The sequence below is a fragment of the Acidimicrobiales bacterium genome (genome assembly GCA_041394245.1).
GTDB lineage: Bacteria > Actinomycetota > Acidimicrobiia > Acidimicrobiales > Aldehydirespiratoraceae > JAJRXC01.
On sequence record JAWKIR010000002.1, the window covers coordinates 410,227 to 425,307 of the forward strand.

At 68.7% G+C, this 15,081-nt stretch carries 14 protein-coding genes; 8 read left to right on the forward strand and 6 right to left on the reverse strand.

What is annotated here, in order from left to right:
• Positions 1-41: 41 nt before the first annotated feature.
• Genes R2707_02070 through galE form a run of 3 tightly spaced genes read left to right on the forward strand, consistent with a single transcriptional unit; the run spans position 42 to position 2,923 of the window.
• Positions 42-857: a hypothetical protein gene (locus tag R2707_02070; protein MEZ5243856.1), complete on the forward strand. Its 816-nt coding sequence runs from the start codon at positions 42-44 to the stop codon at positions 855-857.
• A gap of 51 nt (positions 858-908) precedes the next feature.
• Positions 909-1,913, forward strand: a complete 1,005-nt coding sequence (locus R2707_02075; GenBank protein MEZ5243857.1) for an NDP-sugar synthase — start codon at positions 909-911, stop codon at positions 1,911-1,913.
• Positions 1,913-2,923 (forward strand): UDP-glucose 4-epimerase GalE, encoded by a 1,011-nt coding sequence (gene galE, locus R2707_02080; protein ID MEZ5243858.1) that lies wholly within the window; start codon positions 1,913-1,915, stop codon positions 2,921-2,923. The genes R2707_02075 and galE overlap by 1 nt, the downstream gene beginning before the upstream one ends.
• A gap of 31 nt (positions 2,924-2,954) precedes the next feature.
• On the opposite strand, the gene cofE is transcribed toward galE, so the two are convergent.
• The 4 genes from cofE to R2707_02100 all read right to left on the reverse strand — a co-directional run bounded on the left by cofE (position 2,955) and on the right by R2707_02100 (position 6,560).
• Positions 2,955-3,656, reverse strand: a complete 702-nt coding sequence (gene cofE / locus R2707_02085; protein MEZ5243859.1) for a coenzyme F420-0:L-glutamate ligase — start codon at positions 3,654-3,656, stop codon at positions 2,955-2,957.
• Positions 3,653-4,585 carry a 2-phospho-L-lactate transferase gene (cofD, locus tag R2707_02090; protein MEZ5243860.1) on the reverse strand — a complete coding sequence of 311 codons (933 nt, stop codon included), beginning with the start codon at positions 4,583-4,585 and terminating at the stop codon, positions 3,653-3,655. Before cofD ends, cofE begins: the two co-directional genes overlap by 4 nt.
• On the reverse strand, positions 4,585-5,565 hold the full coding sequence (gene gmd / locus R2707_02095) for a GDP-mannose 4,6-dehydratase (GenBank protein ID MEZ5243861.1): 981 nt from the start codon (positions 5,563-5,565) through the stop codon (positions 4,585-4,587). Before gmd ends, cofD begins: the two co-directional genes overlap by 1 nt.
• 83 nt (positions 5,566-5,648) lie before the next feature.
• Positions 5,649-6,560, reverse strand: coding sequence for a GDP-mannose 4,6-dehydratase (locus R2707_02100; protein MEZ5243862.1), 912 nt, complete (start codon positions 6,558-6,560; stop codon positions 5,649-5,651).
• A 160-nt stretch (positions 6,561-6,720) separates the two neighbouring features.
• On the opposite strand from R2707_02100, the gene R2707_02105 reads away from it, so the two are divergent.
• Both R2707_02105 and R2707_02110 read left to right on the forward strand, forming a co-directional pair.
• Positions 6,721-9,801, forward strand: coding sequence for a glycosyltransferase family 2 protein (locus R2707_02105; protein ID MEZ5243863.1), 3,081 nt, complete (start codon positions 6,721-6,723; stop codon positions 9,799-9,801).
• Complete coding sequence (locus tag R2707_02110) at positions 9,798-11,249, forward strand: hypothetical protein (protein ID MEZ5243864.1); 1,452 nt, start codon at positions 9,798-9,800, stop codon at positions 11,247-11,249. The genes R2707_02105 and R2707_02110 overlap by 4 nt, the downstream gene beginning before the upstream one ends.
• Here R2707_02110 and R2707_02115 read toward each other — a convergent pair.
• Positions 11,246-11,692 carry a thioredoxin family protein gene (locus R2707_02115; protein ID MEZ5243865.1) on the reverse strand — a complete coding sequence of 149 codons (447 nt, stop codon included), beginning with the start codon at positions 11,690-11,692 and terminating at the stop codon, positions 11,246-11,248. The genes R2707_02110 and R2707_02115 overlap by 4 nt on opposite strands.
• Before the next feature lie 2 nt (positions 11,693-11,694).
• Positions 11,695-13,623 (reverse strand): ATP-dependent zinc metalloprotease FtsH, encoded by a 1,929-nt coding sequence (gene ftsH, locus R2707_02120; protein MEZ5243866.1) that lies wholly within the window; start codon positions 13,621-13,623, stop codon positions 11,695-11,697.
• Between the two features lie 82 nt (positions 13,624-13,705).
• Here ftsH and R2707_02125 point away from each other — a divergent pair, with 82 nt between their 5' ends.
• The 3 genes from R2707_02125 (at position 13,706) to R2707_02135 (ending at position 15,037) form a co-directional block, all read left to right on the forward strand.
• Positions 13,706-13,933 (forward strand): DUF3499 family protein, encoded by a 228-nt coding sequence (locus tag R2707_02125; GenBank protein ID MEZ5243867.1) that lies wholly within the window; start codon positions 13,706-13,708, stop codon positions 13,931-13,933.
• A gap of 17 nt (positions 13,934-13,950) precedes the next feature.
• Positions 13,951-14,730 carry a CPBP family intramembrane glutamic endopeptidase gene (locus tag R2707_02130; protein MEZ5243868.1) on the forward strand — a complete coding sequence of 260 codons (780 nt, stop codon included), beginning with the start codon at positions 13,951-13,953 and terminating at the stop codon, positions 14,728-14,730.
• Positions 14,731-14,875: 145 nt separating this feature from the next.
• Positions 14,876-15,037, forward strand: a complete 162-nt coding sequence (locus R2707_02135) for a hypothetical protein (GenBank protein MEZ5243869.1) — start codon at positions 14,876-14,878, stop codon at positions 15,035-15,037.
• Positions 15,038-15,081 lie beyond the last annotated feature (44 nt).

The window sequence follows — 15,081 nt, forward strand, 5'->3', positions numbered from 1 at the left end:
GCGCGCAGTAGTGGTCGGCCCGACCGCTAGCGTGGTCGCTCGTGGGTAAGGCAAGTTCTTCCAAGAAGGTCCAACGAGCAGCGCGAGCGGCTGCCTCTTCGCGCGGTGTCGGCGAGAAGCGTGAGCGCGGGTTCCCGCTGCTGGTGCTGGCCGTCGTCGTCCTCGGCATCGGTCTCGTTCTCGCCGCTCGGTCGTCTCGTGAGGAGCAGGTCGCCCCGTTCCGCAGTGATCACTGGCATTCGGCCTACGAGGTCTACGACTGCGGCACGGTGCGCAGCGCCATCCAGACCCAGACCGACCCCGACGGCATCCACACCCATGCCGACGGCCTCATCCACATCCATCCGTTCAACAGCAGTGCGACCGGAACCGATGCACGCCTCGGCGTCTATTTCGACTCCTCCGGTCTCGTGGTCACCGAGGACGTGATCGACGCCACGGGCTCGTTCGATGCCGACTTCGTGCCGATCGACAACTCGACCGGCTGTGACGGTGCCGACAGCGAGATCGTGGTCACCCGGTGGACGGTCGACGGTCCCGACGGTGTGGAGATGGAGACGACCTACCGCTCCGACTTCGCCGACATCCGATTCCTGGGCGAACGCGAAGCGTTCACCATCGCGAAGGTCCCCGTGGGCGAGGATGCCCCGGCACCGTCGGCGGAAGTGCTCGCCCAGCTCGACCTGAGCACCGGCACGACCAACCTGGAGAGTGAAGACCTCGGCCTGCCCGACCCCGAGGTCGACGCGACCGACGACTCGACGACCACCACCACCACGACGACCACCGAGGCTCCCGCCGACGATGCCGAGGCCACCGACAGTGGCGACACGGGCTCTTCGTCGAACAGCGAGTGATCGGCGTCTCGCCCCGGAAGTGAGGCGGCGAACGACCGTGGAGGAGCGGTGATGAAGGCAGTCGTACTCGTCGGTGGTTTCGGCACCCGCCTGCGCCCACTCACCCTCACCACACCCAAGCAGATGCTGCCGGTCATCGACCGGCCGATGCTCGAGCACGTGATCCGAGGCCTGGGTCGCCACGGCGTCGACGAGGTCACGCTGTCGCTCGGGTACAAAGAAGACGTGTTCCGCGAGGCGTATCCCGACGCGACGTGCGCTGGCGTCGCCGTGCGCTACGCCGTCGAGCCGGAACCGCTCGACACAGCCGGTGCCGTGCGGTTCGCGGCGCAGGCAGCCAGGATCGACGAGACGTTCATCGTCGTCAACGGCGACGTCTTCACCGACCTCGATGTCGGCGCGCTGTGGGCCCGTCATCACGAGGTCGGCGCGGAGGGCACCATCGCCCTGACCCCGGTCGACGATCCGTCGCGCTATGGCGTGGTGCCGACCGACGACGCGGGCCGGGTTCTCGGCTTCGTCGAGAAGCCGCCTCCCGGTGAGGCGCCGACCAATTGGATCAACGCGGGGACCTATGTGCTCGAGCCGAGTGTGCTCGAACGGATCGCCCCCGACCGCCGGGTGTCGATCGAACGCGAGACCTTCCCGGCCATCGTCGCCGACGGCGGCCTCTGGGCGGTGCAGTCCGAGGCCTACTGGGTCGACGCGGGCACACCGCTGACCTACCTGCAGGTCCAGATGGACCTCCTCGACGGGGTGCGCGGCGAGAAGGTCCGCGGGGTCGCGGCCGGTGCGTCCGTGGCGGCCGGGGCGACGGTCGAGCACTCGGTGGTCATGGACGGCGCATCGATCGCCGACGGCGCCGTCGTGCGCAACGCGGTGGTGTCGACCGGTGCCGCGGTCGGCGCCGACGCCGTGATCGACGGATCGATCATCGGTCCCCGGGCGGTGGTGGGCGAGCGGGCGGAGATCACCGGCCTGTCGATGATCGGCGCCGACGTCACCGTCGATGCCGGTGCCACCCTCACCGGCGCAAGGGTGCCGGAGAGCGACTGATGGCCACTCTCGTCACGGGCGGGGCCGGCTACATCGGATCGCATACCGCCGTCGCGCTCCACGAGGCGGGCCGCGATGTCGTCGTGATCGACAACCTCTCGCACGCCTCTGTCAAGGCCATCGATGCGGTGCGGTCCCTCACCACACCGGACCTCGTGTTCGTCGAGGGTGATCTCCTCGACACCGAGACCCTCGACCGGGTCTTCTCGACCCACGACATCGACGAGGTCGTGCACTTCGCCGCGTACAAGGCGGTGGGGGAGTCGGTGGAGAAGCCCCTCGACTACTACCGCAACAATCTGGGCTCGACGATCAACCTCGCCGATGCGATGGCGGCACACGGAGTCGGCCGCCTGGTGTTCTCCTCGTCGTGCACCGTCTACGGACAGCCGGAGGAGAATCCCGTCACCGAGGCGGCCCCGACGGGTGCGGAGAGCCCCTACGGCTGGACCAAGTACATGAGCGAGCAGATTCTCGCCGACGCGGCCCGTGCGCTGCCGATCGATGTGGTGCTCCTGCGCTATTTCAACCCGGTCGGCGCCCATCCGAGCGGTTCGATCGGCGAGGACCCCACGGGGATTCCCAACAATCTGGTGCCGTTCGTGATGCAGGTCGCCGTCGGACGTCTCGACAAGGTGCGGGTGTTCGGCGCCGACTATCCCACCCGCGACGGCTCGGGCGTGCGCGACTACATCCACGTGATGGATCTGGCCGAGGCCCACGTCGCCGCGCTCGATGCGCTCGCCGGTGGGCTCCGCGGGGCAACGCCGGTCAACATCGGCACGGGTGTCGGCAACAGTGTGCTCGAAGTGATCGAAGCGGCGGGAGCAGCGGTGGGTACGCCGATCCCCTACGAGATCGTCGAGCGGCGCCCGGGCGACATCGCCGAGACCTGGGCCGCGACCGAGCGAGCCGCCGAACTCCTCGGATGGCGGGCGACGCGCGGCCTCGACGAGATGTTGCGCGATCACTGGCGATGGCAGTCCAACAATCCGAACGGCTACGTCTAGCCCGACCCGGGCGGCGATCGGAAGGGTGGCGCTACCGGAAGAGGTCGTCGGCCGGATCGCGGACGATCTCGTCGACGACACTTCCGGGCCGGAACCACTCGGGCGGAAGTCCTCGGACGATCGCGACGGCGATGCCCTCCGCCTTGCCCATGACGAGATCAGCGGCCGATGCGATCTCGTCGACCACGCCGACCTCGGTGACCATGAGCTCGCGCCCGAGGGCGTCGGTGGTGCCGCGCAGATCGACGATCGCGCCGATGCCGGCGCAGCCGATCGCCACGTCGGTGACCCCACGGCGCCAGGGGCGACCGAAGGTGTCGCTGACGATGATCGCCACGTCGAGTCCGGCTCGGGCCTTGAGGCGGTCCTTGATCCCTCGGGCCGAGCGGTCGCTGTCGACGGGCAGGAGCGCCGCCTGACCACGCTCGACGTTGGACAGGTCGATCCCGGCGTTGGCGCAGACGAAGCCATGGTGGGTCTGGGAGATGATGAGCTCGCCCCGGCGGCGCAGCACGCGTACCGATTCGCGTTCGACGAGAGGCTTGTGCGACAGCGGATCGTCGGGGTCGATGTCGACCAGCCGGTTCTCGGCCTTCGAGACGACCTTCTGGGTGATCACCAGGCAGTCGCCGTCGAGCACCTCGGTGTCGGCCGCGATGATCAGATCGGCGAGGTCGTCGCCGGGGCGCACCTCGCCGATGCCGGTGATCGGGATGATCTCGAGCGATGTCATGGGGTTGCTCCTGCCTCGTGGCACGCGCGGGCGAGGGCCGCGGCGACGCCGGGCTCGGACATGATCGTCGGCATGGCGATGGCGCGCATGCCGACGTCTTCGATCTCGTCGACGAGGTGGGCGTCGACCTCGTCGATCACGAGCGTGGCCGCGAGGTCTCGATAGCGGCGAGCGACGCCTACGACGGTCGCCTCCTCGCCGAGCTCGCGCAGCATCCGGTCGGCCGGTCCCTTGAGCGCCTTGCCGCCGATGATCGGCGACACCGCGACATTGTGGGATCGGCGGGCCGTGACCGCGTCGGCGACTCCCGGGACGGCGAGCACCGGACCGATCGAGACGATCGGGTTGCTCGGCGCGATGACCAGCGTCGCCGCGTCGGTGATGGCCCGGAGGGCCTCGGCCGTCGGGACGGCATCGTCGGCCCCCGCGAACCGCACGGACCGAACCTCGACATCGTGTTGGAGGCGCACGAAGTACTCCTGGAAACCGATCTCCGTGCCATCGGCCAGCGTGACCCGGGTCTCCATGGGGTCGTCGGTGACGGGCAGCAGACGGCACCGGAGCCCCCATGCCTCGGTGATCTCCCGGGTGACCTCGGTGAGCGACACACCCGCGGCGAGTCGTCCGGTGCGGTACAGGTGGGTTCCGAGGTCGCGGTCGCCGAGACCGAACCAGTTCGGGCCGCCGTAGCGGCCGAGCTCGGCCATCGCCTGCCACGACTCGTCGACGAGGCCCCAGCCCCGTTCCGGATCGATGGCCCCCGCGAGGGTGTAGGTGCAGGTGTCGAGATCGGGCGAGATCCGAAGCCCGTGCATCGTCACGTCGTCACCGACGTTGACGATCGCAATTACCTCCGACGGCTCGAAGGCCTCCAGCGCACCACGGAGATACCGGGCGGCTCCGACGCCGCCGGCCAGCACGGTGTGCATCACGCGAGGCCGCGAAGGCGTCCTTCGAGAAGGTCGAGATCGGCATCGACCATCATGCGGACCAGATCGGCGAACGAGGTCTCGGGGACCCAGCCGAGCTCGTCGGCCGCCTTCGACGCGTCGCCGACCAGCAGGTCGACCTCGGCCGGACGCATGAACGTCTCGTCGATGACGACATGGTCCTCCCAGTTCAGATCGACGTGGGAGAAGGCCAGCTCACAGAACTCACGGACCGAATGCGTCTCGCCCGTGCAGATGACGTAGTCCTCCGGTGTGTCGCGCTGCAGCATCCGCCACATGGCATCGACATAGTCGCCCGCGAATCCCCAGTCCCGCTTCGCGTCGAGGTTGCCGAGGCGCAACTCGTCGATCCTGCCGAGCTTGATCTGGGCGACCGCATGGCTGATCTTGCGGGTCACGAACTCCATGCCGCGGCGGGGCGATTCGTGGTTGAACAGGATGCCCGACGTTCCGTGCAGGCCGTAGCTCTCGCGATAGTTCACGGTGATCCAGTGCCCGTAGACCTTGGCGACCCCGTAGGGGCTGCGGGGGTGGAAGGGGGTCGACTCGGTCTGGGGGACCTCCTGGACCTTGCCGAACATCTCCGAGGAACTGGCCTGGTAGAACCGGATCTCGGGGTCGACGAGGCGGATGGCGTCGAGGAGCCGGGTCACGCCGAGCGCGGTGGTCTCGCCCGTCAGGACCGGCTGACCGAACGATGTCTGCACGAACGACTGGGCGGCGAGGTTGTAGACCTCCACCGGCCGGTACGTCCGCAGAATCTCGATCATCGAGACCTCGTCGAGCAGGTCGCCGGGAACGAACCGGATCCGGTCCTGGATGTGGGCGATCCGTTCGAAGTTGACGGTGCTCGATCGGCGAACCATGCCGATCACCTCGTACTCCTTTTCGAGCAGGAACTCCGCGAGATAGGAGCCGTCCTGTCCGGTGATGCCGGTGATGAGTGCGCGCTTGGCCACGTTGGTCCTTGCTGGTTTCGAGAGATCTGGTTTCGAGAGAGCTGGTTTCGAGAGAACGGGATTCGAGAGAACTGGTACTGCGGTCAGGTGATCAGGGGACGTTCGACGCCCTCGGGGTGAGTGCGCCAGAAGTGCAGGAGATCAGCGAGTGTGGTCCGGATGTCGATCTCGGGGGACCAACCCGTGGCCTGCCGGAGTTTCGAGAAATCACCGCGGAGCACCTTGAGGTCGACCGGGCGGAAGAGGTCGGGATCGGCGACCAGCTCCATCTCGCGTCCCGAGATCGAGATCAGCAGCTCGGCGAGCTCACGGATCGGTCGGTCGACACCCGAACAGACGTGGTAGACCTCGCCGGCGTCGCCATCGGTCATCAGGAGCCGATAGGCCCGGACCACGTCGCGGACGTCGGTGAAGTCGCGTCGGGCCTCGAGATTGCCCACGCGAACGACGGTCTCGCCGCTGCGCTCGTTGTCGACGATCCGGCTGGCGATGGCGCTGGCGACGAACTTGTCGTTCTGCCCGGGGCCGAGATGGTTGAAGCTGCGAGCCCGAACGACCTCGAGTCCGTGCGCGAGGCCGGCGGTCAGACACATGATGTCGGCCGAGGCCTTGCTCGCACCGTATGGGCTGACCGGACGAACCGGTTGGTCCTCGGTCAGTGGCAGGTCGGCATCGGCCACCGGTCCGTAGATGTCGGCGCTGGTGACGGCCAGGACGCGACGCACGCCGGCCGCGACCGCGGCATCGAGCACGTTGAGCGTGCCCTCGACGTTGACCCGGAGGGTGGGAATCGGATCGGCCCATGATCCGCCGACATCGGCCTGGGCCGCGAGGTGGTAGACGACGTCGGGTCGATGGCGGGCAACGCTCTCCGCGAGGCGCTCGCGTTCGGTGATGTCGACCGCCGACTCGACGACATCGTCTCCGCACGCCCGAAGGTGAGTGACGAGGTGGGTCCCAACGAAACCGTTGGCCCCCGTGACCAGGGCGCGCATCTCAGGCGGCGCCAATGGAAGAGGGAAGGGCGCGAGTCGCCAGGCAGCCGGGCATCGGCGATGACTCTACGGCTGGGTCGCGGGTGTCTCAACCCGCGCCGGTCGGAACCCGTTCGTGGTGGTCCCGCCGCGCGACGGTGGGGCGGTAGCCTCGCCGATCGTGGCCGACACACCCGACTCCTCGCCTCGCGACGCAACCCCTTCGGTGGTTGCCGTCGTTGTCGCCCACGACCCCGGCGACTGGTTCGAGGAGACGCTCGAGAGCCTCGCGACCCAGGACTACGGCCGCTTGTCGGTGCTGGTCGTCGATGCAGGCAGCACGGGAACTCTCGACAGTCGCGTCCACGCCGCCCTTCCGGGAGCGTCGGTGGTCGATGCGGGCGACACCGTCGGTTTCTCCCAAGCGGCCAACGCGATCCTCGACACCGACATCGACCCGGCGTTTCTCCTGCTCTGCCACGACGATGTGGCCCTCGCACCCGACGCAGTGCGGCAGCTGGTCGTCGAATCCCTGCGGTCCAACGCGGGAGTGGCCGGGCCCAAGCTCGTGGATTGGTATCGCACCGATCGTCTCCAGCATGTCGGCTACAGCGTCGATCGATTCGCGGTCGCGGCCGACATCGTCGATCCCGGAGAGCTCGATCAGGAGCAGCACGACGCCGTCGCCGACGTCTTCGCGCTCCCGTCGGCGTGCATGCTGGTCCGCACCGGTCTGTTTCGCTCGCTCGGCGGCTTCGACCCCGGCATCCCCTACCGGGGTGAGGACATCGACCTGTGTTGGCGAGCGCACCTGCTCGGGGCACGGGTGCTCGTCGTACCCGACGCCCGGGTCCGTCACCGCGAGGACCTCTACGGTCGGACCGGGGTCGACGACATCCGCCGAACAAGGGCGCGAAACCAACTCCGAACCGTGCTCGTCACCGGGAGCCGGCTCTCGTTGCTCCTGACGTTGCCGATGCTCGCACTGCTCTCGCTGGGCGAGGCCGGTCTCGCGCTGCTCACCGGTCGCATCTCACATGTGCGAGACGTGTTGTCCTCCTGGCTCTGGAACATCCGTCGTCTCGGCGAGGTGCGGTCGCGACGGCGGGCGCTGCGACCCCTCATCCGGGCCCGTCACGGCGACGTTCGGGCGATGCAGGAAGGTGGCAGCGTTCGGATCAACGCGTTCGTGCGGGGACAGATCGGCCGGCGGACCAACGACCAGCAGATCCGCACGGTCATGCGCACGGGTACGGCCCGGATCGCCGCGCTGAGCGCCGCAATCGTCGTGCTGTTCGTGCTGTTCGGCAGTCGCACCCTCATCTCCGACGGTGTCCCCGCGGTGGGTGATTTCCTCGGGTTCGGGGGCTCATCGGGCGATCTGGTCGGGGAGTGGTGGAGCGGGTGGCGCCATCGCGACCTCGGGAGTCCGGGCACCCCCCGTAGCGGGGTGGTGCCCATCGCGGTCCTGACCTGGCTGTCGGGAGGGGCCGCCGGACTCGTTCGTCTGGCGTGGATTCTCGGGCCGGTGCTCGCGGGTCTCCTCGGTGCCTGGCGGATGCTCGTCGTCACCGGTTCGCGGCGGGCTCAGACCGGCGCCCTGCTCGCGTACGCGGTGGTGCCGCTCCCGTGGGTGGCGATCGAATCGGCCTCGATCGCCGGTCTCTACGGCTACGCGGTGGCGCCGTGGGTACTGGCCGCGTTGTTGCACGGAGAGGCGACATCGCCGTTCCGTAGCGTCGCCGGCCCGTGGAAGTCGGCGGTCGGCACGGCCGCCGGTCTCGGCGTGTCGCTCGGGGTCGCGACCCTGTTCGACCCCGCAGTGGTGGTGGTCGTCGTCCCGAGCCTCGCCGGGATCCTCCTCGCGGCGCTGCTGACGGGGCGCATGAACGGTCTCGTCCGCCTGTTCGCCGTCACGGTGATGGGCGCGGTCGTCGCTGCGGCGATGGCGCTTCCCCAGGTACTCGACCAGCTGTCGACCGGTGTTTCCTGGGCACCGTTCGCCGACGGTCGGAGCGGCGGTGCCACCGATCTCGCGCTCGGCGACATCGTCGCCTTCGCGGTCGGCACCGCCGACGCATCCCCGCTGACCTACCTGCTGGCCGTGCCGCTGGCCCTGGCGGTGCTCGTCGGCCGTTCGTGGCGCTTCACGCTCGCGGCACGGGGCTGGATGGTCGCCCTGGCGTCGTGGGCGCTGGTCTGGGCGGCGTCGTGGGGGGTGCTCCCGTTCGGGCTGCCCGATCCCGCCCTGCTGCTCGCCCCCGCGGCTGCCGGTGTCGCGCTCGCCACGGGTGCGGCCGTTGCCGTCGCCGAGCACGACATGCGTCGAGCCGGGTTCGGTTGGCGCCAGGCGTTGCTCCCGATGGCGATCCTGGGCGCCTTCCTCGCGTCCATCCCGACCCTCGCGCTCGCCGAGAGCGGACGCTGGGATCTTCCGCGCGGCGACTTCAGCGATGCCCTTCCCTTCGCCGATCCCGCCGACAGTGGGAGCTATCGGGTGTTGTGGATCGCCGCTCCGGAGAACATCCCGGGAGGTGGTCGTTCATTGACCGACACGCTGGCCTGGTCGACGAGCTTCGACGGATTGCCGATCGTGGCCGATGCGGGACCGGCCGCCGACGAGGGCGCCGCCGCCCTCGTCCCCGCGTTGCTCGGGTCGGCGTTCGACGGCGAGACGATGCGACTCGGTCGAACCCTCGGCGGCTTGGGCATCCGCTACATCGTGGTGCTCGATCGTCTCGCGCCGGCACCGTTCAGTACCACCGGACGCGAGGTCGACCCACTCGTTGCGGAGTCCTTCGCCCGTCAACTCGATCTGCGACGTGTCGAGGGGATCAACACCGCCATGGCGCTCTATGTCAACACCGAGTGGAGCAGTGTGCGCGCCGCCGCGAGCGTGGGGTTCGATGACGGGCGCGAGAACGTCGCCGATCTGGCCGCCGCGCCGCTCGTCGGCACCGTGGGTGTGCTCAGCGGCCGCGACACCGAGGTCAGCGGCCTCGTCCCCGAGGGCACCGAGATCTACCTGGCTCAGAGCCCCGACACGGGTTGGAAGTTGCAGGTCGAGGGTGACCGCACGGGCCGTCGGCGGAGTCTGGGCTGGGCGACCGCCTTCCTGCCCGACCGGGGCGGTGAAGCGTTGCTCAGCTACGACACCCCGGTGTGGCGCCAAGCGGCCCTGCTCTTCCAGGCGTTCGCGTTCGTGCTCGCCTTCGTGGTGGTGGCCCGTCTTCGGCTCGGTGGCCGTCGGAGTGTCCGATGAGGCTCGCCCGGATCCTCGTCGTCGGCGTGGTGGTGGCATCGCTCGTCACCGGGTTCGTCGTCGATGGCAACGAGCGCCCCACCGCCGAGGTGGTGGAGCCCAGGATGAGTTCGGTGCCGACGGTCGAACCCAACGGGATCTGGTTCTGCCCGGGTGGATCCGGACCCGGGGGCATCGCCGATGTCGGACTCGAGCTCGTCAATGTGGGTTCGACGCCGGCCGCGGCACTCGTCTCGGGCATTCGCGCGGGCTCCGGTGTGGATGCCCGAGAGTCAGAGGAGATCGTCGAGGTCGGCGAGCGTCGGCTGGTCCGGCTCGCCGACCTCGTCACCGAGTCGGACTGGATGGGAGCGGTCGTCGAGGTCCAGTCGGGCGAACTGGTCGTGGAGCAGACCTATGTCGGCGCGGCCGCGGCCGCCGGCGATTCGATCGGGGTCGACCGAGCGCCGTGCCATTCCCGGACGTCGACGACCTGGGTGGTCGCGTCGGGGGCGACCCGTACCGGTTCCGAGTTCGGTGAGCAGATGGCGCTGTTGGTGCTCAACCCGTTCCTCGACGATGCGGTGCTCGACATCGTCTTCGACGCCGATGTGGGTGTGCAGTCCGTCACCGGAATCGTGGTGCCGGCCCGTCGGGTCGTCGCGATCGACATCACCGAGGAGGTCACCATCGCGGGCCGCGTGAGTGCGGTCATCGACGTCGTCGCCGGTCGCGTGGCCGTCTCACGAATCCAGGTCGTCCAGAGCGAGACCCTCGCCGGGCTCGCCGTGACCCCGGCGAGCGCCGACATCGCGCCGGTCTGGTTCCTCCCGGTGGTGCACCGGGGCAGCCGGGACGACACGATCACGGTGGTGAATCCGTCGCGAACCGAGACGGCGGACGTCGATCTGGAGATCGTCACCGACGGCGACGTCGTGTTCGATCCCGTGCTGCTGACCATCCGCCCCGGTCGTGGGGTGCAGATCCCGCTGGCCGACGAGACCCGACTCGACGGTGTCGAGTCGATGTCGATCGTCGCCCGATCCCTCACCGGTCTTCCGGTTGCGGTCATGAGCGAGAGCTCCCTTCCGCTGGGTGACGGTCGGGTGACGAACTACTCGGCGACCGTCGGAGCCGACTCGGCTGCGGTGCGCTGGGTCGCCCCGCTCGAGAACGACGCCGGTGGCATCGTGATCTACAACCCGTCGGCCACCGGTATCGCCAACGTGACGGCGTCGGTCCTGATCGGCGGCGAGACCCGGACCATCGCCGACATCGAGATCGCTCCGCTCCGTCGAGCCGTGATCGCATCCGAGGACCTGCTCGTCGACGGTGGCGCCGAGGAGCGTCCGATCGCCGTGATCGAGTCGTCGGAACCGGTCGTGGTCGGGCGCGAGCTGGTCGATGTCTCGCTCCACGTGCAGCTGGTGGCGATGATCAGCGGCGCCGAGGCGGTGCCGCTCGGCTAGATCTCGCCGGTGTGGCAGTCGGGCGGGACCGACCCTGGTTCACGGACCTCGGCGACGGCGGCCCACAGGTCGGTGGCGGTGGTGGGTCCGAGGAAGGCCCGCTTGACCTCCCCGGTGGCATCACAGATGACGAGCGTCGGAACGGCGTCGATCCTGTAGCGATCGTGGAGTGCCTTCTCGGCCCCCACTTCGAGTTCGACCACCGCGACCTGATCGCTCTCGAGGTGCCGGGCCCGCTCCCACACTCCCCGACAGGTGTCGCAGGTGGCCGACGTGAAGACGGCGACGAGCCAGGGCGCATCCGGTCGTGAGAAGTCGTTGCGGTCGAGGTGGCGCGGGATGTGATGGGTGTTGGCCGCAGGGGCCGCAGCCGAGCGTCCGAGCAGCGCCGCGATGAACCCGGCGATCGCCACACCACCGAGCACCAGGAGGACCCGGTCCATGCTCAGTTGTCGTCGAGTCCGGCGACCTCGGCCGGCTGTGCCTCGGGCTCGGCCACCAGGGGTCCGGCCTTCGACACGTCGATGAGGCGCGAGACCTCGGCGCCCGAGATGGTCTCGTGTTCGAGCAGCGCCCGGGCGATCAGATCGAGGCCGTTGCGGTACTCGACGAGCAGCTCACGACAGCCGTCCTCGGCCTGGATCAGGATTCGGCGGACCTCGTCGTCGACGAGTCGGGCGGTGTCGGGGGAGTGCGACCGGGACTGCATCATGTCTTCGCCGAGGAAGACCGGACCGCCATCGGAGAGCGACATCGGCCCGACGGCCTCGCTCATGCCCCATTCGGTGACCATGCGACGAGCGATGTTGGTCGCCTGCTGGAGATCGTTGGCCGCGCCGGACGAGTACTCATCGAAGACGAGCGACTCGGCCACGCGGCCGCCCATCGCCATGACCATGCGTTGCTCGGCCTCGGTCTTGTCCATCGTGTGGCGATCCTCGGCGGGCAGGGTCATCGTGACACCGAGGGCCATGCCCGTCGGGATGATGGTCACCTTGTGGACCGGATCGTGGCCTTCCTGCACGGCGGCGCACAGGGCGTGCCCGGCCTCGTGGTAGGCGGTGCGCTCGAGGTCTTCTTGGCTCTGCACCATCGACTGGCGCTCGATGCCGAGAAGGACGCGGTCGCGGGCGGCATCGAAGTCGGCGGCGGTCACGGTGTCGCCACCACGGCGCACGGCGAAGAGGGCGGCTTCGTTGACGAGGTTGGCGAGATCGGCGCCCGACATGCCGGGTGCGCCGCGGGCGATGACGTTGACGTCGACGTCGTCGGCGGTGTGCTTGCCCTTGAGGTGAACCGCCAGGATCTTCTTGCGGTCCTCGAGCTCGGGCAGCGGCACGATCACCTGACGATCGAAGCGACCCGGACGCAGCAGCGCCGGGTCGAGAATGTCGGGCCGATTGGTGGCCGCCATCATCACGATGCCCTCGGTCGCCTCGAAGCCGTCCATCTCGGCCAACATCTGGTTGAGCGTCTGCTCACGTTCGTCGTGGCCGCCGCCGAGACCGGCGCCGCGCTTGCGGCCGATGGAGTCGATCTCGTCGATGAAGATGATCGCCTTGCCCAACTTGCGGGCCGAGTCGAACAGGTCGCGGACGCGGCTGGCGCCGACCCCCACGAACATCTCCATGAAGTCCGAACCGGTGACGGACAGGAACGGCACCCCGGCCTCGCCGGCGACCGCCTTGGCGATGAGGGTCTTGCCGGTGCCCGGCGGCCCGACGAGCAGGACGCCCTTGGGGATGCGGGCCCCGATCTCGGCGAAACGGTCGGGGTGCTTCAGGAAGTCGACGACCTCGGTGATCTCCCGTTTCACGCCCTCGTAGCCGGCGACATCGTCGAAGGTCGTGCCGGGCCGCTCGGTGGAGTAGGTCTTCGCCTTGCTGCGACCGATCGACATGATGTTGCCCATCTGCCCCTGGGCCCGTCGCTGCATCCAGACGAAGAAGAGGATGATGAGACCGATGGGGAGCAGCAGCGGGAGGATCGACATCCAGAAGCTGGGCTGCGGCGTCTTGAACTCGAGGGTGGTCAGGTCGCGGATGAGCGCGCTGTCCTCGTCGGGGAGGGGAATCGGTCCGACCGTGTGGAAATCGCCGGTCGCGGTCGTGAAATCGATGCCACCGTCGTTGTTGTCGTAGACGGCATCGGTGACATCGCCACGATTGACCTGCTCGAGGAAGAACGAGTAGTCGACCGACTCGCGGTCGTCTCCGGGCAGCAGCACGCTGACCGCAAGGATCGCGAGGACCGAACCCAAGAGGATCCACACGGCGTAGCGCGACCAACCGTTGGCGTCGGAACGCGCGCCGCCTCCCGGCTTCTCGTTCTTACGAGGCGGTGGCGGAGGGGGCGGAGGAGGGTTGGACGCCATGAGTAGAGGGTAGACCTGTGACGGGTCCGAGCGGTCGCAGAGATCCCCGTCCCTGGATTGATCGGCAACTACCATGCCGCTTGTGAATCGACGCTGTGCCCGACCCGGCTGTGGCCGCCCGGCCACCACCACGCTCTCCTACGCCTACGCCCAACGGGCGGTGTGGCTCGACGACCTGCACGCCGAGGACTCGCCGGCGAATCACGACCTGTGTGCCCCCCATGCGGACCGTACGCAGCCACCCAAGGGGTGGGATCTTCGCGACCGTCGGACGCTCGCGACGGTGCACCGCCTGCGCTACGCCGGATAGTGGCGGCACCGTCGACGGTGCCGGCCCCCAGCTGGCGCGTGGTCCTCGCGGTCGTCGCGCTCGGCACCGGCTTCGTCCTCGGGCAATTGATCGGAGGCGGCATCGTCATCGGTGGGGGCTGGGACTTCGACGTCTCCGCCGCGCTCGGCAGCGACCTCGGTCGTGTCGCCGGTCAGTTCGGGCAGGGACTCGTGCCGGATCACAACCGCATCCCGATGCTGGTGTTGTTGGCGGTGAACGCGCCGTTGTGGGTCGGCTTCATCGGTGTGCCCTGGCTGGCGTCTCGCTTCCGCGGCCTCGATTGGCGCCGCGACCTGGGATGGGGGATGCGTCCCGTCGACCTCGGCGCCGGCCTCGCGGTCGGCATCGTCACGCAGGTGGCGCTCGTCCCCCTGCTCTACTGGCCGCTCGGCCGCGTCGTCGACCAACAAGAACTCGAGGAGCCGGCCAGGAACCTCATCGCGCTCGCCAACAGTCCGATCGACGTGGCTGCGCTCGTCGTGATGGTCGTGATCGGTGCGCCCCTGGCCGAGGAGATCGTGTTTCGCGGCCTGCTGTTCCGAGGCATCTTCGACATGGAGCGCGCCGGCCGGTTCGCGCTCGTCACCGCGGTCGCCGCATCGTCGGCGATCTTCGCCGCCTCGCATCTCCAGCTGCTCCAGTTCCCCGGGCTCTTCGTGATCGGCGCCGTCGCCGCGCTCGGCCTGCACCGCACCGGTCGCCTCGGGACGGCGATCTGGATCCATGTCGGATTCAACGCCACCGCCGTGGTCGGCGTTTTGCGAGAGATCTACTGAGCGCGTCGGAATCGACCACGCAACGTGCAATTTTCCCCACATATGCCTCACACCGTCACTCTCCGCGCCGAAGGAGGAGCGAAGGACGACGTGGGGAATGATGCAGATGTCGAGTTCGGAATGCCCTGGGTGCAGCGCACCGCTCGTGCAGATCACGATCAATGTCGGCGCGGGGGAGCGAACCCTGTGCAGCTGTGCGAAGTGCGATCGGCGATGGTGGCAGGTCGACGGCCGCCTGACCAACCTCGATGGCGTGATCCGCGATCTCGGCGAACCGCAGGCGCCGCGGGCCCGCTTCCGTCGCTGACGGACCCCCGTAGCGACCGCAGGGTACCCGTCACCGGAAGACCC